Genomic DNA, 24,479 nt, shown 5'->3' with positions numbered 1-24,479 from the left:
TACTAAACCGTCAATATAAATTGATTAATTTATAAACGGATGCAAAGCGTTAACTTAAGCGTGGTGCACCTGAGTGGAAACGCAATTCGTCATCGTCGCTTTCAATCAGCGATTTTTCAACGCTTCCGAAGTGGGCAACGCGCTCTGAAATATCGGTTTTAGCGATTTGCCCAGCCAGCGTTAGGTAGTCTTCAAAGTGTCTGGCCTCAGAGCGCAACAGCGACACATAGAACTTGCCTAAATCTTCGGAAACATACGGCGCAAGTTTGGCAAAGCGTTCACAGGAGCGCGCTTCAATGTAGGCACCACAAATGAGCTTGTCGACAAGCTTTTCAGGTTCGTAAGTGCGTACGTGACGCAACAAGCCATTGGCGTAACGACTGGATGTTACCGACTTATATTCAAACCCCAACTCGTGCATAATTTCTAGCACTTGGTAAAAATGATGAAGCTCTTCTTTAATTAGCATGACCATTTTATCAAGCATGTCTTTTTTAAAAGGGTCTAGCCCTTCAGTGTTAAATACATTTTTGGAAAGGTGCTTAGTATTAAGCGATTGCCAATCGCCTTCGTGGCGGTAAGTGAAGTCTTCGTAAGGTTTCAACCAGCCCAGCAATACCTTACTGGTTTCCTCATCGGCTACATAGCGGCGAAGTAGGTACATAGCCGACTGAGCCGCTTTAAGCTCGCAAATTAGGTGGTCAGTAAGGATAACGCGAAGGTTTTCCTCTTTCTGCGCTTCGTCTATCCACGACTGTGGCGTCTCGCAATGTAAAAAGGCATTGATTGGTGAAAGTAGAGACGTGACTTCAGAAGTGGAGATTACAGACATGTTGAAACTCAATTTTAAGTGCTACGGTTTTTCAGTTACATTTGAATTTGGTTGCTGCCAACGCTAGTCTCGGCAGTTTCGGTTTATAAAAGTACAAAATTCAGCGTATCAGAATTGAACCGCAATTTTACTTGATACCTACAAGCCCTTACAACTTAAAATAGAGACCAATAAATTACAAAATGAATTATCTTGCCCATCTTTTCTTAGCCCGACCAACCGCCGATTCTCAATTCGGTAACTTACTCGGAGACTTCAGGCGGGGTGTTGATATTAAAGAGTTTGGACAAGCGGTACAGCTAGGTCTCAAAAACCACTATGAAGTGGATAGGTTCACCGACAGTCATACCAGCGTCTTAGCAGCAAAGGCGTTATTTCATAAAAGTCGTCGGCGCTTTGCACCTGTGGCGCTGGATATCTACTTCGATCACCTGCTAATTAAACATTGGGCGTCGTTTACAGCACAGGGTTTTGACGACTTCAGAAAACAGAGTTTCGCATTGTTAGAACAGCGATTGCCCACTATGCCAAGAACGATGCAGCACAGTGTTGGGCATATGATAACCCATGACTGGTTTGAAGATTATGCTAAGGAAGAGGGCATTGCTAAGGCGATTGCTGTGGTTGCTAAACGTATTCGTTTCCCCAACACGTTTCATCTTGCTGTGGATGATATTAATGCGAACAGAGACGAGATTGAAGCGAGATTCTTAACGTTTTTCCCTGAACTCATTACACACATAAAAATCAATGGCCCTGAGAATATTTGAAAGGCTTAACCGTGTTACAGAAATGTATCGAAGAAATTGGTCGTTTTGTCGTTCATTGCTAAGCTGTCATGTGAACAGCGATATAGTAAAGCGTGCAATACAAAGACAACACAAAAAAGATAAAATTAACGACACTCAAAGATAATAATGATGAATATTCAATCCTTAGTTAGAAATACATCGCCCGTATTATTAAGTCTGGGTAAAAATAAGCACAAAGCGCAATCGCACGCGACCCTAGCATGGTTAACGGCAGCCTTAATTGCTTTTGTAAGCTTAACTACCAGTGCTTCAGCGCAAGAAGAAAGCGCATCTGCCCATGCTCGTTCAATAAAAATTGATAGCAGTGTAGTGACAGAGCACGAAACTAAAATCCTAGGCAAGCGCGTAAAGTACAGTGCTACCACGGGTACTCAACCGGTTTGGAACAGTAAAGACGAAGCGGTTGCCACTTTGTTTTACACTTACTATCAGCGCACTGACGTAAAAGAGAATACTGAGCGCCCGCTTATTATTTCTTTTAACGGTGGTCCAGGCTCTGCGTCAGTGTGGATGCATGTAGCCTACACAGGCCCTCGTATTCTTAATATTGACGATGAAGGCTATCCAGTTCAGCCCTATGGTGTTCAAACCAACCCTTACTCCATTTTGGATGTGGCAGACATTGTGTTTGTTAACCCAGTGAATACAGGGTACAGCCGTGTGCTGCCTAAAGCTGACGGCAGCATGCCATCGCAAGATGAACAGCAGAAAATGTTCTTTGGTGTAAACGCCGATATTAGCTATTTGGCAGACTGGGTGAATACTTTTGTAACGCGTGATAATCGCTGGCGTTCACCTAAATATCTTATCGGTGAAAGTTACGGCACGACGCGTGTGTCAGGATTAGCATTAGAGCTTCAAAATCGCCAATGGATGTACTTAAACGGCGTTGTGCTTGTATCGCCAACCGATATTGGTATAGAGCGCAACGGGCCGGTAAAAGCCGCTAATCGACTGCCTTATTTTGCTGCTGCGGCGTGGTATCACAATAAGCTTGAACCCGCGTTGCAAAACAAAGATCTTACTGAGCTATTGCCTGAAGTTGAAGACTTCACCATCAATACGCTTATTCCTGCTCTGGCCAAAGGTGGCTTCATTGGTGAAACGGAAAAGCGCGATGTGTTAAAGCAAATGGCGCGCTATTCTGGGTTAAGTGAAGCGTCTATTGCGCAAAACAACTTAGACGTGAGCACTGCATTTTTCTGGAAAGACTTACTGCGCGACGAAGGGAAGACGCTAGGTCGTTTAGACAGCCGCTATTTGGGTATAGATGCTAAGCAAAGCGGCGACCGCCCTGACTATTGGGCTGAGCTAACATCATGGCTTCATTCGTTCACGCCCGCTATTAATTACTATTTGCGTGAAGAGTTAAACTACAAAACTGATATTAAGTACAACATGTTTGGGAACGTGCACCCATGGGATAGAAGCAATAATCAAACGGGTGAGAACTTGCGATTGGCCATGGCGCAAAACCCGTATCTGAATGTGATGATTCAAGCTGGCTATTACGACGGCGCTACGAACTACTTTGATGCCAAGTATACGATGTGGCAGCTCGATCAAAGTGGCAATTTAAAAGACCGCTTGAGCTTTAAGGGATATCGCAGCGGCCACATGATGTATCTGCGTCGCGACGACTTAAAACAGTCCAACCAAGACCTACGCGAGTTTATTAAAATGAGCACACCAGGCAAAGGCATACCTGCTGAATACAAGCGATAGTACGTCTGAAAATCTAAAGACAAGGATGTCAGGTTTTTTTACATTATATTAAACTAATTCATTATTTATTTTTTAAGCTTCTGTATTTAAAAGCTATTTTAGATTTGGCTTACACTTTGCTAAACCGGGTCTGCTAAATAATGAAATTCTTATTAACATAAACTACAAGGACGTATACATGAAAAAGTCTTCGCGTTTTTCATTATCCCTGTTGGCGAGCGCAGCGCTAGCATTCTCAATCTCAAGCACCACAGCCAATGCTTCAGTGCTCCTTTCCGGCTGGGAAGGCTCTACTGAAAGTGGATTTGGCAACTTAGCGATGAATGGTAACGACGACGGTTCATCGGGCGCTATCGTATTTGACGCATTTGAATCGCTTGCCTTCGATAGTGGCGTAAATTTCTTTGGTACTTCATACGATAGATTCTTCATTAACAATAACGGTAATATTACCTTCAATGGCACCGTGAGCTCCTTTACGCCAAGACCCTTCCCCATAAGCAACCAGCCAATGATCGCGCCATTTTGGGGCGATGTAGATACGCGCTGTGCAGAGTGTGGCGACGTGTTTATCGGTTCACCGAATGAAAACACGCTGGTAGTGACATGGAACGATGTTGGTTACTACAGTCAAAACAGTAACCCCACAAACACGTTCCAATTAGTGTTAATTGATCGGGAAGACACAGGTGCGGGAAATTTCGACGTTGAGTTTAGATATGAAGATATCGGCTGGACTTCAGGTAGTGCGTCAGATGGCGTTCCAGCACAAGCGGGTTATGACGCGGGAGATGGGGAAAACTTTTTCACTGTGCCGGGGTCTCAAACCGCCGCTATCGCTGATATAGACGAAAGTAACAGCAACACGGGCACGCCTGGTATTTGGAAGTTTGCTATTCGCGATGGCGTACTACCGGGTGATACTCCAGAAAACCCTATATTGCCAATTGTTAATCCAGAAACACCGACAGACTATGAATTTGAATTCTCTATCGATGATCCAGATGAACTTGTATTCATCGACCCAGATGTAGCAGTAGGCTATGACTATATTGTAAATAGTGGTCCAAACATCGCGTCAGTACTTTTGCCTGAAGGTTACGACGACAACATGTTTGACCTATTTCTTTGGGACAATGTTCTGATGGATTGGTTCGATACAGGCACAGATATCACTGGTGGTGAGGAGTACGACTTCAATACCCCAGTTGACCGCTTCAGAATTATGGGAATTGATGTTTCGAATATGCTCGAGCCTACGCCGGACGCATTTGTAACCGGTCTCACTTTCGATGGTTCTGGCGTTGTTAACATGAACCAGAATGCCGTTACTGTGTTTGTACCTGATCCTGTATCTGTGCCAACACCCAATACTCTATTTCTAATGCTAAGTGCAATGTTTGCTACGCTTGTTATAAGAAAGCGGAAGCAATAAAGTTGTCATAAAAGAGGGGGAGCGTGCGCTCCCCGTTTTGCTAAGAGGTGAAAGTGAAATATTTAGTAGCAGTTAGTTTAGTACTTGCATCGTTTTTTTCATGGGCTGTAACCACAAGTGACTTTGGTAGTTGGAGTTTGCTATGTAATGATTCGTCTGTGTGTACGCTTAGCCAGCTCGTTGCCAAAGACAAAGAAGCAAAAAAAGTGCTATTGGGCGTCAACGTTGACTACTCCTATTCGCAAGATTTTCCAGTATTGAAAATAAAGCTTCCAAAAAATACACTCACAAAAAATGGTGTAGGAGTAAAAATCGACGATTTTGCATCCATACAAGTGCCATTCTCAGGCTGTGACGAGAAGTCTTGCCAAAGTATAGTGAAAATCGACAATGAACTTTTGAAACAAATGCACAATGGACAGACTATGCTAATAGCGTTTCAAAAATCTGAAAACCAGCAAGTTACCTTACCCATATCATTGACAGGTTTTGAGGAAGCTTACGTACAGCTAAATAAAGGTATTCAAAAGTAAATGCACAGATACTCGTCTATTTTTGATATTTTGACACGCTGAATGTGGCTAGCTGCGCTAAACATTCAGCGCAGCGCTCTTTCAGCATATCTCTGAATAGTCTTACTGCTGGAGTAATAGATTGGCGGCTAGGGCAAATCAGCCAAAGCTGTTTCGGTTTAGGTTGATATTCGGGCAACAAGGTTACAAGTCTACCCTTTAAAATGTCGTCGCACGCATCTAAGCCAGATTTAACAGCAATACCTTTACCCGCAACGGCCCAACGCTTTACTATCTCTCCGTCGTTTGCGGTTCTGTTGCCTCGCATTTTTATCTTCAGCGGTGTCCCTTTGTGAAAAAACTCCCATTCGTTATATACCTTGTCGTGTAGTTGGTAAAAAAGCCCGTTGTGTGTTTGCAAGTCTTCAAATTTTTCAGGGGCACCATGAGAGGTGATATAAGAAGGGGAGGCAACAAGTAAACTTGGTACATCACAAATTTTGAAACCGTATACATTCGCATCGGTTGGAGTACCGTACCTTAGCGCTAAATCGACGGGATCGCGATAAAAGTCAATGTTGCTGTCACTCAGGTTGAGCTTTACGGTTATTTTGTCATGTAAATCCATAAAGTCATCTAGCCACGGCGCAATCACATTTCGGCCTAAATCAGACGATAAACCTAACCTAAGCTCGCCCTCAATCACGCCTGTATCGCCCTTTAAGTTCTGCTTGGCATTAGCCAGCATTGACATGGCTTCTTGGCACGTTGGCAAAAACCTTTCACCCGCAGACGACAGACGTAGTGAGCGTGTAGTACGAACAAATAATTCGGCACCAAGGGCCTGTTCTACGCGTTTTACCGCAGCACTTGCGGTTGCTGTACGCATATTCAAATGTGTCGCTGCTGCAGTAATGTTTCTAAATTCAGCAACTTTTATTACTACATTCAAGTCGTCGAGTAACATGGCTTTCAAAAACTATTTGATAATGTTTCTTTTATTGTGCTGTTTATCCAAATTTAATCAAGAGTATGATGATGATATTACTCAAAGGAGAGACAAATGATGAAAGCTATTGGTTATACCCACTCACTTGGTATTAATGAGCCTAATGCACTGGTGGATATTGACATCGAAACGCCCAGCGCGTCGGGTCGAGATTTACTTGTAAAAATAAGTGCGATAGCAGTCAACCCGGTCGATTATAAAATTCGTCATCGCGTTAATCCTAATGGAGGTGATCCCAAAATTCTGGGGTGGGATGCAGTAGGTGAAATCGTTGATATAGGCGCTGATGTTACCGAGTTCGCAGTTGGTGACAGAGTTTACTACGCTGGCGACCTTACCAGAGCCGGCTCAAACGCAGAGTTTCAATTAGTTGATGAACGTATTGTCGGTAAAGCGCCTAAGTCTCTGTCAGACAGCGATGCTGCGGCACTTCCTCTAACCACAATCACAGCATATGAATTGTTGTTTGATCATCTTGCTCTAAGGCAACAAAGTGAAAAGAGCGATGAGGTTGTGCTTGTGGTAGGCGCAGCTGGTGGCGTGGGTTCTATTATGCTGCAATTGCTTAAAGTACTAACGGGGGCTACCGTGATCGCCACTGCCTCGCGCGAAAGCTCAAAAAGCTGGGTTCAGGAGTTAGGTGCCGACTACGTAGTGGATCACAGCAAGCCTATGGCTGAGCAAATCAAGGCCTTAAACATTGGTGAAGTGACTCATGTCGCAAGCTTAAATAATACGCACCAGTACATTGAAAGCTTTGTTGAAGTTATGAAGCCGAAGGGCAAACTAGCGCTAATTGACGACCCAGAAAGTCTTGACGTAGCTAAGCTTAAGCAGAAGAGCTTGTCACTTCATTGGGAGTTCATGTTTACGCGCTCAATGTTTGAAACCGACGATATGGCAGAGCAAAGCCGCTTGCTTACTCATGTAGCATCGCTTATCGACGACGGTAAAATTAAGACTACTGTAGGCAAGCATTTAGGTAAAATAAATGCGGCTAACTTAATCGAGGCTCACAAAATTTTAGAAGAAGGGCGTGCTATAGGTAAGTTAGTACTAGAGGGCTTCTAAAGAAAGCGTGCTTGAGATGATATTCCGTAATACTATGCGCTAAATTAGGTGGTTTTGGCTAAGGTTTGTAGCGCAAATGTTTGAATGGCTTGCGAGTCCAGAAGCTTGGGTGGCATTAGGCACCTTAATGGCATTAGAGATAGTGCTTGGTATTGATAACATAATCTTTATTTCAATATTGGTGGGTAGGCTACCTGAACATCAAAGAAATAAAGCACGTCAAATAGGCCTTGGTTTAGCCATGGGCTCGCGACTGTTATTGCTATTTAGTTTGGCTTGGGTAATGGGCTTAGTTAATCCGTTATTTAGCCTCTTTGGGAATGAAATATCTGGCCGTGACATTATTTTAGTGTTGGGCGGTCTCTTTCTTATTGCAAAATCAACCCACGAAATACATGCCAGTTTCGAGGTGACCGAGGCATCAACTACGGCAGTAGCAGCTTCTGGTTTTTTCTCAATATTGGTTCAAATTGCGGTGCTGGATGTTATCTTTTCTCTAGACTCTGTTATCACAGCAGTAGGGTTAGTTGAACATTTGAGCATCATGGTTATTGCTATTGTTGCGTCAGTAGCAGTGATGCTAGTAGCTGCAAAGCCGATTGGCGACTTTGTGGATGCAAACCCAACCATCAAAATGCTGGCTTTATCGTTTTTGATTTTAGTGGGCTTTACCTTAATAACAGAAGGCTTTGATGTTCATGTACCTAAGGGGTATGTTTATTTTGCGATGGCGTTCTCGTTTATTGTAGAAATGCTGAATATTAAGGTTCGCTCGCGAAGAGCAAAGCAGGTCAGCACCATTCACTTGGCTAAAAAAATGAGTAGCGACGGTAACCAGTAATTTGAAGGGGTCTGAGCAGGTAGACAGAAGGCACCATCTTGCGGTGCCTTCTTTTTATGTACTTAACCTTGAACATTAACCAAAGTACGGCCAGAAATCTGCCCTTTTAAGATTGCGTCTATTTTTTCATTTACCGCATCAAGGGTCACTTCCTCGGTAAGGTCATCAAGGCAGTTTAGCTTCCATTCACTAGCAAGCTTGTCCCACAACCTCAATCTTGGAGGCATTGGGCACTGCACAGAGTCGATACCGAGAAGCGACACGCCTCGCAAGATAAATGGAAATACAGTCACGTTAAGATCTGCAGCAGCCGTAAGACCGCAGCACGTCACTGCGCCGCCATATTGCGTAGCTTTGATTGCCTGTGCTAGATACTCTCCGCCTACTGTATCAACGGCGCCAGCGAATTGCTCCTTAAGCATGGGGCGTTCTTTGTTTTCTAATAGTTCGTCGCGAGTTATCACTTTGCTTGCGCCAAGTGTCTTTAAAAATGACTCATGCTCTTTTTTTCCGGTGCATGCCACAACCGAAAAGCCAGCTTTGGCCAACAGGGCAACAGCGACAGAGCCCACGCCTCCTGTAGCGCCAGTGACTAGAATATCGCCTTTGTCAGGAGTCACGCCGTGTTCAACCAAGCCTTGTACCGATAGTCCTGCAGTAAAACCTGCGGTACCAATGATCATTGACTCTCTCAACGTAAGTCCATTTGGCTTAGCTACCGCCCATTCACTTGGAATTCTGATGTATTCGCCAAAGCCTCCAGCGGTGTTCATGCCGAGGTCAAATCCGGTGACAATAACTTCGTCTCCTTCTTTAAAGCGATTGTCACCACACGATACCACCGTGCCTGCTGCATCAATTCCTGGGGTATGAGGAAAGTTTCTGCTCACACCTGGATTGCCGGTGGCTGACAGTGCATCTTTGTAGTTAAGCGATGAATAATGCACCTTAATGAGTAGCGTGCCTTCAGGCAAGTCATCAAGTGAACGCTGCGTTACTTTACGCGTAAAGGGTTTATCTTCCTGCTTTTCTACAAGCAAAGCTTTAAACGATGTCATACCTGTCTCCGTTAGTCGAATGATTACGCTACCCATTGTGACGATATATAAACTTTGCGCAAGTATGCACTTTTTAGTAGGGTAGTCCCCTAAAAGATACTATTGGCGTGATGTAAACCCTTTGCTCGATTTAACAAAGACCACTGACATCAATGCTGACACTAATAATAAAGCCTTTTACGTAGTGAATATGAACGTAATTACTCTAAGAGGGAGTAGTATGACCGCAACTTTGAACAGTGTAGTGGCAGAGGAAAGTGATGTGACATCAGACATTGATAATAACGCCGTCCTAAAAAGCCAGAAACAAGATAATGAGCCCAATGCTGCAGAAAATAAGAACGACTCAAATCAATACATTTGTGGCGTAGCAGTATCCCTTGAGATAATAGGCGGTAAATGGAAAGGGGTTATTTTGTGGCACCTTTGCCATAAAACGCTACGTTTCAGTCAGTTGCGTAGACGATTGCAAGGCGTTACCCAAAAAATGCTTACACAGCAGTTAAGAGAGTTAGAGCGTGATGGGTTGGTAAACCGGAAAGTGTATGCAGAAGTGCCCCCTCGTGTAGAGTATTCTCTGACCGATTTAGGCCGTACACTAGAGCCAACTTTACGTCAGCTATGTGACTGGGGTAGGGCGTATAACGACTACAGATAAAACACCAACATAAACTAATACGTCATTTAGGTAAACGAGTACTGAGTTAATTCACAACAATACCAGTTCTTCTGGTGGGGCTTGTAATACTTAAATCGTAATGGCTAATCCAAGGTTTACGTGCCGCTAATGCGTTTAAGCGCATTGACGACACGTGTTAATTCCTGAATAGCTGAGCGCTAAGTAGCTAAACTATCGCTAAAGATTGCGCTTTAAGCAAGTAGTGTGTTGATTGACAATACGCTTTCTTCACCATTATCCACCGTATGAATAGTTGCATCCATTGTGCTGAAGTTCACGTTTAGTGACGCCGCATGGTTGCCGTTTTTCCACGAAAGCACGAATACGTTGTTGACGTAACTCACGTCAAATACACCGTTAAAAGCATCGCTTTCGTTTCTTAGCCTAATAAGCTGCATCAGGCCTTTAACCACTGGCTTCTCAACGGCTTCTTTTACCATGGCAGTAGACAAGTATGGGCGGTTGATGTCGCGGCCAACATTGGTTTTAGCAAGTAACGCCATGTCATTGTGCGCAGCAAGCAAGCCACCGTAATAAACTTGAGGGATACCCGGGCTAAAAAATTGAATGGCGCGTGCAACCAAATAAGCGAAGTCATCTTTACCTAACGCATCGTAATATGTGCAGTTTACCTGGTAAAGGTCTACATTATTTGCAGCGGCACCGGTGGCTTTTTTAGACTCGCCATTGGAATTTTCATGTATTTGGTCAACGAGCGAATTAATCGCATCTGCGGTAAGCAGGCCTGGTTTGTCACCATTCGCGCCCACGTCAACAATGCCGATGCCATCGTGAGTATCTAGCACGGTAAAGCAGTTACGTGGCGAAATTGAAAGCCAGTATGCCAATGCCTCTGCATTTTTAGAGAACAAGGTGTGTAGTACAAGCGGAGGTAAAGCGAAGTCGTAAACACTGTCGCAACGCGCAGCAATATCAATTTGAGTTTGATAGTGACTGTGTATTTCGACCAAACACTGCATGCCCATACCACGTGCGCGGTTTGATAATTCTTCGATAAATTCGAAGGTTTCTTCAAGCATAAAGCAGTTCGAACCTGCGCGTTTAATTGCATAGCCCGCCGCATCTAAGCGAATAAGATCAACATTACTTTCAGTAAACGACTGAAGAATAGAAGATAGGTAGTCTTTGCCTAACTGTGACTCCACATCAATATCAATTTGATTAGAGGTAAAAGTTGTCCAGAACGGCACGGTTTCAGGGTTACCAGTCTCTGTGCCCACCTCGTAATCGCTGAAAAACGGTGTGGGTCGAGGGCGGAACACTTGTGCTATTTGTTCGTCAATTTGCGTTTGATCGTTGCCCTTAAAAATATCTTCCTTGGTTAAGAACAGCGGCCAATAACTCGATTCGCGCCCGTTTTTCAGCACGTCTTTGAACGCTTCACTTTGCCCCGACATATGGTTAACAATGAGGTCGGCCATGATATCTACCGATTCGCCAAGCTTTTTAACGTTGTCCCAATCGCCCAAGCGCTCATCGACCAAGGTATGATCGATAGGATCGAAACCCGCGTCTTCACCATCGTAAGGGTAGTAAAAAGGAAGGATGTGAACACCCGTAAACAGGCCACCTAACGGGCCCTGAAGTATGCTTGTTAGACTCTCGATGTTGCCATCGCCTAGTCGGTCTGCATAGGTGATTAGTTGAACGCCATTGCGTATAGACATGATAACTCTCCAAAATTCAGCATGCGCTTGCTCGTACTTCTCTTACGTATCGCGAGCACACATTACTACGAATTAAGCACTACCAGTCTGGCAGATTCAAAATTAACCATGTAACGGGTTTAGCTTAATTCTTAATCTTCTGCTATTGACTGACCAAATTTGGTTGAGACTCACAGAAAATCAAAATCTTAATCGATTAAGATAAAATAGCAGTAGAATAGAAATTTGTAAATGAGAAGTTTAAAAAATGGAACTGTCGAACGCTCATGCGGCGGTTTAAATTAGGCAAGTTCTAAGGCAGGATAGCTCGTTCGAGGGCTGTTCAATAGTAGGAAATAGCGAACAGGGCATTTTTAAATACGAGTACGGACCGCTAGTCTGGAGACCTTGTGTCTGATGACTCATTATTCGCTAACTCGTCAAATTCTCGCTTTGCTTCTTTCCACTTAGCAAGCTTTTCGTAGTATACGTCCCAAATACATGGGCAACACGAACCTCCGCCGCAACAATCGTCTCTTAATGGTTTCTCTGGTTCTTCGGGTAGCGACTTCATAGCACTTATCCTCGACTTTCTTCCTTAAAAATATCTAAATCTCAGATAATATTTTCAAGGCTTAACAATATCCTCACGTCCAAACCTAATGTTTAAGCGCAGAGAATACAACTTTGCCTGTGTATGTTACTCCTTATGATACGCCTTTGCAGCTTGAAAGGTTACAAAGGCGTTTAACCTATTTTCGTTAATAAGTGAAAGCTGACATCAACGCCATCATGCTAATGGTGTTACAACTTCATACCACCAGATGCCTCAATCCTTTGGCCGTTAATCCAATAACTATCGTTACTTAATAGCGCTGCAATAACACCACCTATATCTTCGGGTTGGCCAACGCGGCCCAAAGCGGTCTGAGAGGCTATAGCATTATTGACTTCGCTGTTATCGCGAACATAGCCACCGCTAAAGTCAGTCTCAATGGCACCTGGAGCCAGGGTGTTTACTCTAATTTTACGGGCTCCTAACTCTGCAGCCAGGTAACGACTCATTACCTCTATGGCTCCTTTAGCCATACCGTAGGCGCTGTATCCCGGGAAGCAAAATCTTGCCAAACCAGAGGAAACATTCAGTATTGCTCCGCCATCCTCAATAATAGGTAACAGTGTTTGGGTTAAAAAATAAGGTCCCTTCACATGCATATCAAATAGCGTATCGAACTGTTTTATACTTGTTTCTTTAAAAGAAGCATTTAGACCAACGCCGGCGTTGTTTACCAGATAGGTAATAGCCTGTTTGCCAAATTGATTGTTCAGCACGTCTTTAAGCGTAACTAGAAATTCCGGGAACGAATAATGCGAGGCGGCGGTGTTAAGGGGCAGGGCACAGGCTTTTCTTCCAATGCTCTGAATCTCTTTAACAACCTCATCGGCTGCTGCTTCATTAGTGTTATACGTGATAACAACGTCTATCCCTTTTTTCGCCAGTGCTAATGCGCCAGCGCGCCCAAGACCTCGACTTCCACCTGTTATTAATGCAATCGCCATTGTTATCTCTCTTTGTTGATTAATTCGTAGACGATTATATTGACTAAAATTGGTATGAAAAACCTACCTAAAGCGATAACATTGTTCTTATTTTGTGAACAATAGGCGAAAGATGGACAGGTTCGATATGCTTACACGGTTTGTAGAAACCGCGAGATTGGGAAGCTTCAGTGCGGCGGCTGCACTTCTAGGTTTACCGAAATCGAGTATTTCTCAAGCGGTAACAAGTCTCGAAAAGCAGTTGGGCACACGCCTTTTTAACCGAAGCACGCGAAGCGTTTCTCTCACCTCTGATGGAGAAACGTTTTTGCCGCAAAGTATTGCCTTATTGAGTGAATGGGACGCCTTACAATCACAATTCATAACGTCAGCAGACAGCGTAAGTGGCGAGCTTCGTATCGATATGCCAAGCCGATTTGCAACCAATATTCTGCTTCCCATTTTAGGTGAGTTTATCTCTACTTACCCCAAGATTACGTTGCGAGTAAGCAGTGTCGATCGCAAAGTTGACCTTATTAAAGAAGGGTTTGACTGTGTGATTAGGGTTGGTGCATTAGCGGATAGCAGTTTGGTTGCCCGCCGCCTTTTAACTTATCCAATTTATAACTGTGTAAGTCCTGATTATGCGACGAAGTGGGGCATACCGCAGTCGCTGGAAGATTTAGCTAATCACAAACTTATTGATTATTCCCATACCCTAAGCCACAAAACACCAGAATTTGAATTTATGAAAGGCGGAGAACTCCATGGCGTCGAAATGCAAAGCTTGTTAAGTGTTAACAGTACCCAGGCCTATTTCGCTGCGTGCGCAAGTGGATTAGGTATTGCGCAAATCCCAAGTGTGGGGGTTGAGTCAGAGCTGAAAGAAGCAAAACTAATTCGTGTGCTTCCTGAATTCGAGGCCCAAGCGATGCCGGTAAATCTCCTGTACCCCTCTAGAAGACAAATGCCACTTCGGTTAAAAGTATTTTCGGAATGGTTAGTTGATAAATTACGTGAAAACAAAAAGCCCTGTTGAATTACAGGGCTTTGGATGTTGTGTCGTGTTAGCTAGCTAAATACTAGCTCAATGAGCATTAATCAGCTGGAAGCTCTTCCGACGCTTTATTACCATTTAGGTTTTCTGGTGCTGCCACAATAGGTTTAGGTTTTACTGCATTGGCCTTGGTCAGTATGTCGCTGTTGCCTGTTACCAAATCATCTAATGTGCCTTTTTCCGCATCGACCAAGCCCACTTCACGCAACATAGAGTCTACCAGTGGGGCGTTAGCACGATAGCTTAGTGCGGCTTGCGTTACTTGTTCAGCTAAACCACTTCCAGCAGTAGCAACGGTGTGATCGCCTTTCACGCCACTGCCTTGGCCGTAGCCTTGAAGAATTTTAATACCTTCTATGTTTTCAAGTGGCTTAACGGCATGTGCCACAAGCTCAGGCAATATTTTGAGCATGGCAAGGGCTTTTTGCAGCTCGATTTGCTCGGTCTTAAGCGTATTTTCAGCCTCATAAAGCGCTTGTTTACCTTGTGCTTCAACAGCAAGCACTTTCTCATCAGCTTCAGCTTGAAGCATTTTTGCATCGGCAGCGGCCTTCGCTTCGGTAAGAATGGCGGCAGCAGAGTTTTCAGCTGCTTCTTTCTTAGCTTGTGCTTCTACGGTAATGCCCACAGCCTCACGCTCTGCCTCTTTACGCGCGTCTATAACTTCAATTTGTTTCTTACGCTCAGCTTCTGCCACCATTTTCGCTGTGGTTACTGCTTCCACTTTTTCTACTTTAGCCTTTTCCGCTTCAGCAGCTTTAGCACGTGCGGCCGACTCTTCCTCAGATTTTGTCGCAACGGCAATTTGTTTAATTTGCTCAGAAACCTCAACTTCTTGCTGCTGACGAATGCGCGCTTGCTCTAGTGCCTGACGCTTAGCAATTTCTTGGGTTTCAATTTCCCGTGATTTTTCAATTTCCGCAGCCTCGATAGCACGGTTTTTAGCAATCTCTGCTTCGCGCTCTTCCCGTTCTTTCATTTCGCGCTGCTTAGCAATTTCTGCTTTTTGTTCCTGACGTTTAAAGGCAAGAATTTGCTCTTGGGCTAAGCGAGCTTCTTCTTCATCTCGTTTCACTTCTAGCGATTGTTTCTCAGCAGCCAAATTACGCTGTTCAATGAAAATGCGGTTTTCTTGTTGAATATCGTTGGTTTCCTTGCGCTTTTCTTCAATGATCTTCGTTAAGCGTGCACGTCCCTCCGCATCGAAAGCGTTGTTTTCATTGAAAAACTGTAGGTCGGTTTGGTCAAAACCAGTCAAGCTCACCGATTCTAACTCAAGACCGTTCTTTTCAAGGTCGTTAGCCACGCTTTGCTGAACTTTTTGTACAAAGTCAGCACGCTGCTCATGCATTTCGGTCATGCTCATTTCAGCAGCTACCGCACGTAGTACGTCAACAAACTTAGACTCCATTAGCTTTTTAACTTCTTCAGCGCGAGTGGTGCGCGTTCCTAGCGTTTGCGCAGCCATTGATATGCCATTGGCATTGGGGGCCACGCGTAAATAGAAGTCTGCCTTAACATCAACACGCATGCGATCTTTGGTAATAAGCGCGTCTTTTTGAATTTTTTCCACTTCTATACGAAGGGTGTTCATATTTACTGGAATTATTTCGTGAACGACAGGAAGCACGATAGCGCCACCGTCCTTAATGACTTTTTCACCGCCTAAACCGGTTCTTACGAACGCAGTTTCTTTCGTCGCGCGGGTGTAAAGTTTGGCAAAAATAAGGCCAATAACGATAAGCCCTACAACAATAGCACCGGCAATAAAGAGTATTGACGGCAAGCTAGATGGTTGAATTGTATCCATACTTTTATCTCTTTTAAGTTATAGGTAGCGGGTTGCTAACCAGCTGTGTTGTTTTTTCTGAACTAAAATGACGCGCTCTCCCTGTGCGAACAACTCTTCATCTTCGAAAGGTTCTACTAACACAAAATGAGGCTGTGAATAATGGTCGGTGAACTTTGCTTCAGCTGGGTTGCCTCGGCTTGCTTTTCCAATCGTGATTTCGGCCACAGACCCAATGAAGTCATCGCTGTTAACCGCGCTAGACTCTACACTAGGCAGTAAGCCTGAAATTACCTTTACGGTTTTAGCTGTTACGAACGCGCCAATAACAAATGCAAGGGGAACGGACAGGAAAGCTGGCAAGATATAGCCGAGTGCACTCGCTGTTAAGCCGTTAACCATCAAGCCAACTAAACCGAATAGAGTAAGAAGTACTACCAGGTAAATAAGAAAGGGAACTTTATTGATATTAAGCCAGTTGGCAAACGAGGTATTAAGAAACCCATTGCCATCAAACTCTGCAAAATCATCGCCTAACCCCAACAGGCTTATACCAAAAATAGTGCTAACAAGTTCTAGTATGAAAATAAAGAAAACGGCTATAAGCGAAATGCTAAACCAGAAGTTTGTAGGGGAAAGAAGAACATCTGTCATTTACACCATCCATGATGACTAACTTGCTTTTATTCTTTATACCACAGAACAAAAATTAAGCCAGCGCGTAACGCATGTACTTTGGGCTAGTTTGTAACAAAACCTTTTCACAGTGCCTAAATGGCTGAGCCGCAGACACAGCCATTTAGAGAGCGATTTTATACGTTTAGTGTGCGTGACCCTCACCGATACTGTGACCGTGCTCATCGTAGTAGCCACTGGCACCAGCTTCAATAAAGCCTTGAGTTACCATTTTGGTTAAAAAAGGATCCGTGTGATCATCGCCAATATCAGCGTAATCTGTACTTTGATAGTCTTGTCTTTTTGCAAAGAAGTCTCTCGTGTTCACATCGAAATCTACGTTTGTAAGCTCCCAATCTCTTACATATCCATTTCTATCAACGCTAAAAGATCTGACTAATTTTAAGTGAGGAATCCATGTGAGCTTGAAGTGCCCTTGTTCGTTGTCTAGTGAATAGTGTTCAACGGCATTGCAACCTTTTCCGTCTTTTTTATCCAAGGTCATGGCATCAATGAGTTTGTCACTAATGAGTTGGTAGCGGTATGAAAAGTCCGTCTCTTTTTTTCCGTGAATGGTTTCACCTGGCTGGTATTCGATAGCGCGCTCATGAGCATCGAAAAAGCGAGTAGGCTTTATAAATTTGTTTCTAACAAGTGTCCATGACTCAGTAATATTGGTGGCAGGGTATTCATGTGCGACTTTATTGCCGTTTCGCCACAAATGTAGTGATGTAGTTTGTAAAGTTTTAGATGGGCTAGTCACGCTTATTTCATATTTAGCGAACAGACTGGTGCTGTCTTCTTTACACGTCTGCTCATTAGTTACGTTTACTACAGACGAAGTTTCAGCCACTTGAGCTAAACTAAACGTACTCGCACTTGTAAAAAGAATAAGCGCAAATGCATTAAATAATTTCATTCATTTATCCTACCGAAAATGAAGTTCTTAACCGAAGCGAAAAAGGCGACCAAAGGCCGCCCTAGCATTACTTTTTTAATAACTTATTCCATTGCATTTTCTGCTTGAGAGACAAAGTCCCCTGCAAAATCCATAACATGGAATATAACGCTTTGCTCATTAGTACCGTTGACGAGGAAAGCGCCAGGGCCTTTAGCATAAATGCCTACATCTTCACCCGAGTGTGTTTCCGAACCCAGTGGAATTAAGGCTTCTTGGTGATAGCCAGGTGTTGTAGTGTCGACATCAGTGATGTCTTTACGACCTGTATCAGGGCCTTCTAAATAAGCTGCGTCTGAGTTAGTAACGTCTCCCAGATTTCTAAAACCTAGGCCATTTGTGTAGCCAAGTGTGGTGTATGGCGTACCGTCGGCAGCTGTAGCAGCTTCATCTGAACCTACGTTTACTACCTTGCCTAAAATGGGGTTGCCGCGCTTTGGATAACCAGCAATGGTAAAGACGTGCCCGTGGTCAGCGGTTACAATAATAAGTGTATCTTCATCATCAGTAAGCTTGTCAGCAGCATCAACAGCTTCAGCAAAAGCGATAGTGTCATGAAGTGCCCCGTAAGCATTACCTGCGTGGTGAGCGTGGTCGATTCGACCGGATTCAACCATAAGGAAGAAACCTTCTTCATTGTTATCTAACACTTTAATTGCTGCACTTGTCATTTCAGCGATAGAAGGTTCACCAGCAATGTCGTTGCCGCGGTCGGCTTCGTATTGCATGTGTGATTCGTTGAATAACGCGAATACTCTTTCAGTGGTTTCAGTATCCAAGCCGTCGAAACCAGATTGATCATAGATATAAACCCCGTTTTCGTACATTGCTTGCCACTCGGCCGTTAAATCACGTCCATCTGTACGATCGCCTTCTACACTGCTCGCAGCGTCGGGGCTGTTAAATGCTTCGTCACGCGGCAAGAAGTGGCGACGTCCGCCACCCATTACAACTTCAAGACCATCAACGTCCAGGCCTTCAAAGTTCGCTTCTAAGTTAGCTTCGAAATTAACCAACTGGTCGGCAATGTCAGAACAACCCGCTGTAACCGCATCTTCTGGCATATCTGAAATGTCTTCCCAGTTGCGATCTGCTGACTTTGCATAGGTTGCTGCTGGCGTGGCGTGCGTAATACGGGCAGTAGAAATAATACCGGTAGACTTACCTGCAATTTCAGCGAGTTCTAGCGCCGTAACTAACTCGTTACCTGCAACGGTAGAACAATCACCGCGCTCAATATCTTCGTCTACGCCGATAACACCTACGTTAGTTTTTATGCCGCTCATCATAGCGGTCATTGTGCCTGCAGAATCCGGTGTTTGGGCATCAACGTTATAAGTTTTTGAAAGCCCGGAGAATGGAAATTTGTCAAAGCTAAGCTGGTTTTCTTCGCCTGCTAGGCCGTTCATCTGACCATCTAGAATACGCGCTGCGGTAACGGTAGAAACGCCCATGCCGTCACCGACAAACAAGATAACGTTTTTCGCTTTACCGCGCAGGCTCGCTACCATGGCTTTTAATTCTTCTTGCGAATTTGCAGTGACAGTAAAAGACGCGTTCGATGACGCTGCACTTTCACCCGATGTTGCGTTCATCCAAACCGCTTTATTGTTTTCCACTTCGTTTTGAGCAGACACAAACCACTCATTATTGAGGCTAGTGAGTAGTTCGCTATTGCTCACGCTGTTTACGCCAGGAACACAAACATAGCTTGTCGAAGTAATTTCACTATCACCAAGTGTGCCGTCAGCATCGGCGTCTAAGCCTGAGTCAATGCGAACACCCGAGTTAGGGCAGTTAGCATCGCCAACCGCTAATTCCGTTTGCACGGTAAGGCTTGTTAAACCGTTTTGACCGTCAGCGCCATCAGCACCTGGTGCGCCATCGTTACCATCGTCGCCTTCCAAGCTACACGCTGAAAGACCTGCTACTGCTACCGCAATTATACTTAATTTAAAAAGGTTCATATTCTTATCTCTACTTACTCGTTTACAAGGCCAAGCGCTTGATTAATCAAGTGGAAAACAACGTTTTGCTCTATTACGCCTTGCGCAAGCTGGCTTCCAGGTCCTTTGGCATGCAGTGCAATGTCTTCTCCAGAGTGTGTTTCTGAACTAAGTGGAATAAGTGCTTCTTGGTGATATCCAGGCGTTGTTGTGTCGATATTGGTAATATCAACGCGACCTGCTGCGTTTTCTAATGCATACGTGGCATCAGAATTTGTTTCATCACCTAGGTTGCGGAAACCTAGACCGTTGGTGTAACCGAGTGTGGTGTATGGCGTGCCATCAGACGCTGTTGCAGGTTCGTCTGAACCCACGTTAACCACTTTGCCTAGAATGGGATTACCGCGCTTCGGATAGCCTGCGATAGTGAACACGTGTCCGTGGTCAGCCGTTACGAGGATTAATGTTTCAGAAGGATCGGTATTTTCAACCGCTGTCATTACTGCTTCTTCAAATGCTAGGGTATCGGTAAGTGCACCCGCCGCGTTGCCCGCATGGTGAGCGTGGTCAATACGGCCTGACTCAACCATTAAGAAAAAGCCGTTCTCGTTGTTATCAAGAATGTTAATTGCCGTTTCTGTCATCTCTGCAACTGATGGTTCGCCTGCGATGTCATTTCGACGGTCTGCTTCGTATTGCATATGCGACTCGTTGAAAAGGCCGAATACACGTTCAACACTCTCCGCGTCTATCGCGTCAAAACCTGCTTGGTCATAAACATATACACCATTTTCGTACATGGTCTGCCATTCAGCCGTAAGGTCGCGATCATCGGTTCTATCACCTTCGACATCACTCACTGCATCAGGGCTATTGAATGCGGCGTCTTTTGGCAAGAAATGACGGCGACCACCGCCCATAGCAACCTCAATACCGTCAACGTCAACACCGGTGTAACGCGCTTCTAAATTGCTTTCAAAGTTCACTAGCTGGTCAGCAATGTCTAAGCAGCCATCGGTTACAGCGGCTTCTGGCATGTCGGAAATATCTTCCCAGTTGCGATCTGCTGACTTTGCGTAAGTTGCCGCAGGGGTAGCGTGAGTGATACGGGCTGTCGAAACGATACCTGTAGACAGGCCTTTTATTTCAGCAAGCTCTAGCGCAGTAATAACTTCATTGCCTGCAACGGTTGAGCAGTCACCGCGTTCAATATCTTCGTCAACGCCAATTACACCCACGTCAGTCTTTAGGCCCGACATCATAGCGGTCATGGTGCCCGCTGAATCTGGGGTTTGAGCATCTACATTGTAGGTTTTAACCAAGGCCGTATGTGGAAAGCTTTCAAAACTCAAATAACCTTCTTCACCAGGGTTTCCCGCTAATTGACCTTTGTGAATTCTCGCTGAGGTGAGGGTTGAAATACCCATACCATCACCTACAAACAAAATAACATTCTTTGCTTTGAACTGATTATTGGTTTGTAACTTTGTATTTAGTTTTGATTGTGCGTCGGTAAACCAAGCGCTGTTAGTTTGGTGCTCGGGTAACACTGCCGCTTGAAGACTAGCAGAAACCGCTAGAGCAACAGCAGTACATGCCACTTTCCAGTTACGATTCATGATTTTTTCCTAAACGTATTGTTTGTATTGGTTGTGGTTTTGTCTAGACATCCAATCACTACCCATCATCATTCCTTGCATGGAGAGTGAATTGTTAAATCACGGAGAGTGTATGGAGAGAAGGTGACAATTCTTTGACATTTATATTGCTGAACTGTCATAAATGTCACAAAACTGTATCTCTGGGAAATTTTACGGTCGATTGAAATTTGATAAAGCTTACGTTTTATAGTGAGTTAGAGGTAAAGAAGGGCACACATATAAAATATTATTAATGGTAATAAAAAAAGTGGTAGGACCATTTGTAAGTGTCAGATTTTATTACTAAAAGTTGTGATGTTGTAACATAACATCTGAAGGGGTTACCTTTAAAACGCTACCTTGATCATACCAATCGCCGAGCACGATTCGAGTCGCAGGTTTGCCATTAGCTTCAAGGCTGTGAATGTTTGGTCTGTGTGTATGACCATGGATCATGCGCTGCACACCCCACTTTTCCATCACTTTCACTACCTCTTCTGGGGTAACATCCATAATATCTGGCTTAAGGTTTTGTTGCTTGGCTTTGCTTTCCTTGCGACCGTTATCGGCAACACGCTGTCGATACCATAAAGGAAGCGCAAGCATTAAACGTGGCCACCACCAACCGCGGGATTTCTTGCGAAACTTTTGATAGGCAACATCGCGAGTGCATAGTTCGTCACCATGAGTAAGCAGGGTTGGTGTGCCGTATAAGTCTACAACTTCTTGTTCGTTTAATAACGTCATGCCGGCTTTTGATAGCCACTTTTCACGTATGGCGAAATCGCGATTACCGTGAATGAAGTATATAGGGCAATGCTGACTCACTGCCTTGAATGCTGATGCTATGGCAGTGTTAAATGGAGTAACGTTGTCGTCGCCAATCCAAACTTCAAACAAGTCACCAAGAACGTAAAGTGCATCAGCATTAATCGCGTCTTCTTTTAAAAAGCGCATTAAGCATTCTGTAATGTCAGGGCGGTCGGCACTTAGGTGCAAGTCGGCAATGAAGTAGGTGAACGACATAAATCTTCTTATTGTGGTTTAAAAAGCCGCGTTAAAGTAACGCGGCTTGTTCTTAACCCAAGGCCTTGAGTATGTCTTGAAAATCATATTGGCCAAGGCGTTATTGAGACAGCTATTTAAGAAATAATCGCCTTTTCAATGATAACAGGCTCAACAGGAACATCTTGGTGATAGCCGCTGTTACCGGTTTTAACCGCTTTAATTTTTTCAACAACATCCATACCCTCAGTTACTTTACCGAATGCACAGTAGCCCCAACCATTGACAGACTTGCTAGAGTGGTTAAGGAAGTCGTTGTTATTTACATTAATAAAAAACTGAGCCGTCGCAGAGTGTGGATCTTGGGTACGTGCCATCGCGATTGTACCCACTTCGTTTGCTACGCCGTTGTCCGCTTCGTTTTCAATAGGGTCTTTTGTGTCTTTCTGATCCATATCTGGCGTAAAACCACCACCTTGGATCATAAAGTTGTTGATTACACGGTGAAAAATAGTGTTATCAAAAAAACCGTTTTCAACGTAAGAAATGAAGTTAGCTACCGTTTTAGGTGCTTTATCTTCAAAAAGCTCTAGGGTGATGTCACCGAAATTTGTTTTTAACGTAACCATTGTGGTTTGTCCTGTGTGTTAGCATACATATAAAGTAGCGGCATTTTAGCGTAAAACGAGTCGTTAGCGCAAAGAGACAGTTATCGCAAAACCCAGCCATATCATTGCAAAAGGCCTGTACCATTTAAATCGTGACAGTGCTAAACTTTGCGGCCGAAAAATTATGACAAATAGGAAATATAGACATGCTACATCTTTACAACACCCGAACCCGTGAAAAAGCGAAGTTTGTACCGCTTCAAGAAGGGAAAGTGGGTTTGTATGTTTGTGGTATTACCGTTTATGACCTAAGTCATATGGGTCATGCCCGTACTTACCTGAGTTTCGATGTCTTAGTACGCTACATGCGCCACCTTGGTTTAGATGTGAAGTACGTGCGCAATATCACCGATATCGACGATAAGATTATTGCTCGCGCCAATGAAAATGGCGAAAGCTTTGAGGCGCTAACTGCACGCACTATTGCCATGATGCACGAAGACTTTGCGGCGATTAACTTACTAGAGCCAGACGTCGAGCCGACAGTAAGTGGACATATGGATGAGATCATTGAAATTATCCAGCGACTAATGGACAAAGGCTACGCCTATCAAGCCAAAAGCGGCGATGTACTATTCGACGTAAGCAAGTACGAAGATTATGGCAAGTTAAGCAAACAAGACTTAGATCAGCTTAAAGCGGGTGCTCGTGTTGAAGTGGCGGCAGGAAAAGACGACCCGCTAGACTTCGTACTGTGGAAAACCACCAAGCCTGGTGAGCCGGCATGGCAATCGCCATGGGGCGAGGGACGTCCGGGATGGCACATTGAATGTTCTGCAATGAATCATAAGCATCTTGGTGCGCACTTTGATATTCACGGCGGTGGCTCAGATTTAACGTTCCCACATCACGAAAACGAAGTGGCTCAGTCGTGCTGTGCGTATGACACACCTTACGTAAACGTGTGGATGCACGCGGGTATGGTACAGGTTAATGACGAAAAAATGTCTAAGTCATTGGGTAACTTTTTTACCTTGCGCGATGTGCTTAAAGAGCACGACTCAGAAACATTGCGTTTCTTCCTGATGTCGGCGCATTACCGTAGCCAGTTAAGTTACTCTCAAGACAATATTACTCAAGCGAAGGCCGCCCTAGAGCGTTTGTATACAGCCCTTCGTGGTGTTGAAGTAGATGAAAGCACTGATCTGAGCTACGGTGGCTATCTGAAGCGTTTCGAAGCAGCAATGAACGACGACTTAAACGTACCTGAAGCCTTTTCGGTGTTGTTCGATGTGGCACGTGAGCTTAACCGCCAAAAAGATAACGTAGAAGAAGCAGGTAAACTGGCTGCTGTTCTTAAAGGCCTAGGCGCAATTTTGGGTATGCTTCAAAGTGATCCAGACACCTTCTTGAAAGGCGGTGAAGGCAATGACGACGAAGCGGCTGAAATTGAAGCGTTAATTAAACAGCGTAACGATGCCCGTGCTTCCAAAGACTGGGCAGCGGCAGATGCCGCACGCGATGCGTTAAACGCAAAAGGCGTAGTGTTAGAAGACGGCCCAAGCGGTACTACGTGGCGTAAAGCGTAATTAGCAGCCCATACTTTTTAATAGAATGAAGG

At 44.4% G+C, this 24,479-nt stretch carries 22 protein-coding genes; 9 read left to right on the top strand and 13 right to left on the bottom strand.

What is annotated here, in order from left to right; all coding sequences use genetic code 11:
• Positions 1-49: 49 nt before the first annotated feature.
• Positions 50-832, bottom strand: coding sequence for a tRNA isopentenyl-2-thiomethyl-A-37 hydroxylase MiaE (gene miaE, locus ACFI6L_RS08580; RefSeq protein ID WP_377948332.1), 783 nt, complete (start codon positions 830-832; stop codon positions 50-52).
• Positions 833-1,014: 182 nt separating this feature from the next.
• On the opposite strand from miaE, the gene ACFI6L_RS08575 reads away from it, so the two are divergent.
• From ACFI6L_RS08575 to ACFI6L_RS08560, 4 genes are all read left to right on the top strand, one after another.
• Entirely contained in the window at positions 1,015-1,602 is a 588-nt protein-coding gene (locus tag ACFI6L_RS08575; protein WP_110288639.1) for an acyl carrier protein phosphodiesterase, read from the top strand.
• A gap of 150 nt (positions 1,603-1,752) precedes the next feature.
• Entirely contained in the window at positions 1,753-3,369 is a 1,617-nt protein-coding gene (locus tag ACFI6L_RS08570; protein ID WP_462573787.1) for a S10 family peptidase, read from the top strand.
• Between the two features lie 178 nt (positions 3,370-3,547).
• On the top strand, positions 3,548-4,804 hold the full coding sequence (locus tag ACFI6L_RS08565; protein ID WP_101565064.1) for a nidogen-like domain-containing protein: 1,257 nt from the start codon (positions 3,548-3,550) through the stop codon (positions 4,802-4,804).
• Positions 4,805-4,857: 53 nt separating this feature from the next.
• Positions 4,858-5,337, top strand: coding sequence for an invasion associated locus B family protein (locus tag ACFI6L_RS08560; RefSeq protein WP_462573786.1), 480 nt, complete (start codon positions 4,858-4,860; stop codon positions 5,335-5,337).
• Positions 5,338-5,353: 16 nt separating this feature from the next.
• Here ACFI6L_RS08560 and ACFI6L_RS08555 read toward each other — a convergent pair whose 3' ends face one another.
• Complete coding sequence (locus tag ACFI6L_RS08555) at positions 5,354-6,283, bottom strand: LysR family transcriptional regulator (RefSeq protein ID WP_462573835.1); 930 nt, start codon at positions 6,281-6,283, stop codon at positions 5,354-5,356.
• A gap of 99 nt (positions 6,284-6,382) precedes the next feature.
• On the opposite strand from ACFI6L_RS08555, the gene ACFI6L_RS08550 reads away from it, so the two are divergent.
• Both ACFI6L_RS08550 and ACFI6L_RS08545 read left to right on the top strand, forming a co-directional pair.
• Entirely contained in the window at positions 6,383-7,396 is a 1,014-nt protein-coding gene (locus ACFI6L_RS08550; RefSeq protein ID WP_462573834.1) for a zinc-binding alcohol dehydrogenase family protein, read from the top strand.
• 76 nt (positions 7,397-7,472) lie between these two features.
• Positions 7,473-8,237, top strand: coding sequence for a TerC family protein (locus ACFI6L_RS08545; RefSeq protein ID WP_462573785.1), 765 nt, complete (start codon positions 7,473-7,475; stop codon positions 8,235-8,237).
• A 62-nt stretch (positions 8,238-8,299) separates the two neighbouring features.
• Here ACFI6L_RS08545 and ACFI6L_RS08540 read toward each other — a convergent pair whose 3' ends face one another.
• A complete protein-coding gene (locus tag ACFI6L_RS08540; RefSeq protein WP_462573784.1) occupies positions 8,300-9,295 on the bottom strand; it encodes a YhdH/YhfP family quinone oxidoreductase in 996 nt (331 codons plus the stop codon).
• A gap of 220 nt (positions 9,296-9,515) precedes the next feature.
• Here ACFI6L_RS08540 and ACFI6L_RS08535 point away from each other — a divergent pair, with 220 nt between their 5' ends.
• Positions 9,516-9,953 (top strand): winged helix-turn-helix transcriptional regulator, encoded by a 438-nt coding sequence (locus tag ACFI6L_RS08535; RefSeq protein ID WP_462573783.1) that lies wholly within the window; start codon positions 9,516-9,518, stop codon positions 9,951-9,953.
• A gap of 212 nt (positions 9,954-10,165) precedes the next feature.
• Here the strand turns inward: ACFI6L_RS08535 and gtfA are convergent, their stop codons facing one another.
• The 3 genes from gtfA to ACFI6L_RS08520 all read right to left on the bottom strand — a co-directional run bounded on the left by gtfA (position 10,166) and on the right by ACFI6L_RS08520 (position 13,201).
• On the bottom strand, positions 10,166-11,662 hold the full coding sequence (gtfA, locus tag ACFI6L_RS08530; RefSeq protein WP_427269978.1) for a sucrose phosphorylase: 1,497 nt from the start codon (positions 11,660-11,662) through the stop codon (positions 10,166-10,168).
• 373 nt (positions 11,663-12,035) lie between these two features.
• Positions 12,036-12,215 carry an oxidoreductase-like domain-containing protein gene (locus ACFI6L_RS08525; RefSeq protein WP_014949928.1) on the bottom strand — a complete coding sequence of 60 codons (180 nt, stop codon included), beginning with the start codon at positions 12,213-12,215 and terminating at the stop codon, positions 12,036-12,038.
• Positions 12,216-12,445: 230 nt separating this feature from the next.
• Entirely contained in the window at positions 12,446-13,201 is a 756-nt protein-coding gene (locus ACFI6L_RS08520) for an SDR family NAD(P)-dependent oxidoreductase (protein WP_039225284.1), read from the bottom strand.
• A 112-nt stretch (positions 13,202-13,313) separates the two neighbouring features.
• Here ACFI6L_RS08520 and ACFI6L_RS08515 point away from each other — a divergent pair, with 112 nt between their 5' ends.
• Positions 13,314-14,219 (top strand): LysR family transcriptional regulator, encoded by a 906-nt coding sequence (locus tag ACFI6L_RS08515; RefSeq protein WP_462573782.1) that lies wholly within the window; start codon positions 13,314-13,316, stop codon positions 14,217-14,219.
• Between the two features lie 58 nt (positions 14,220-14,277).
• On the opposite strand, the gene ACFI6L_RS08510 is transcribed toward ACFI6L_RS08515, so the two are convergent.
• From ACFI6L_RS08510 to ACFI6L_RS08480, 7 genes are all read right to left on the bottom strand, one after another.
• Positions 14,278-16,047, bottom strand: a complete 1,770-nt coding sequence (locus tag ACFI6L_RS08510) for a flotillin family protein (RefSeq protein ID WP_039236487.1) — start codon at positions 16,045-16,047, stop codon at positions 14,278-14,280.
• 18 nt (positions 16,048-16,065) lie between these two features.
• Positions 16,066-16,680 carry an OB-fold-containig protein gene (locus ACFI6L_RS08505; RefSeq protein WP_342313576.1) on the bottom strand — a complete coding sequence of 205 codons (615 nt, stop codon included), beginning with the start codon at positions 16,678-16,680 and terminating at the stop codon, positions 16,066-16,068.
• 166 nt (positions 16,681-16,846) lie between these two features.
• A complete protein-coding gene (locus ACFI6L_RS08500) occupies positions 16,847-17,620 on the bottom strand; it encodes a hypothetical protein (RefSeq protein WP_020743837.1) in 774 nt (257 codons plus the stop codon).
• A gap of 83 nt (positions 17,621-17,703) precedes the next feature.
• Positions 17,704-19,626: an alkaline phosphatase gene (locus ACFI6L_RS08495; RefSeq protein WP_462573781.1), complete on the bottom strand. Its 1,923-nt coding sequence runs from the start codon at positions 19,624-19,626 to the stop codon at positions 17,704-17,706.
• A 14-nt stretch (positions 19,627-19,640) separates the two neighbouring features.
• The gene (locus ACFI6L_RS08490; RefSeq protein ID WP_462573780.1) at positions 19,641-21,224 is read right to left on the bottom strand and encodes an alkaline phosphatase; all 1,584 of its coding nucleotides are present in this window, start codon (positions 21,222-21,224) and stop codon (positions 19,641-19,643) included.
• A gap of 324 nt (positions 21,225-21,548) precedes the next feature.
• On the bottom strand, positions 21,549-22,271 hold the full coding sequence (lpxH, locus tag ACFI6L_RS08485) for a UDP-2,3-diacylglucosamine diphosphatase (protein ID WP_462573779.1): 723 nt from the start codon (positions 22,269-22,271) through the stop codon (positions 21,549-21,551).
• A gap of 116 nt (positions 22,272-22,387) precedes the next feature.
• The gene (locus tag ACFI6L_RS08480; protein WP_278346826.1) at positions 22,388-22,879 is read right to left on the bottom strand and encodes a peptidylprolyl isomerase; all 492 of its coding nucleotides are present in this window, start codon (positions 22,877-22,879) and stop codon (positions 22,388-22,390) included.
• Positions 22,880-23,064: 185 nt separating this feature from the next.
• Here ACFI6L_RS08480 and cysS point away from each other — a divergent pair, with 185 nt between their 5' ends.
• A complete protein-coding gene (gene cysS / locus ACFI6L_RS08475) occupies positions 23,065-24,447 on the top strand; it encodes a cysteine--tRNA ligase (protein ID WP_202285785.1) in 1,383 nt (460 codons plus the stop codon).
• The last annotated feature ends 32 nt before the right edge of the window (positions 24,448-24,479 follow it).

The sequence above is a fragment of the Alteromonas sp. G4i35 genome, from assembly GCF_054960375.1.
This window is presented reverse-complemented; position numbering and strand designations above follow the sequence as displayed.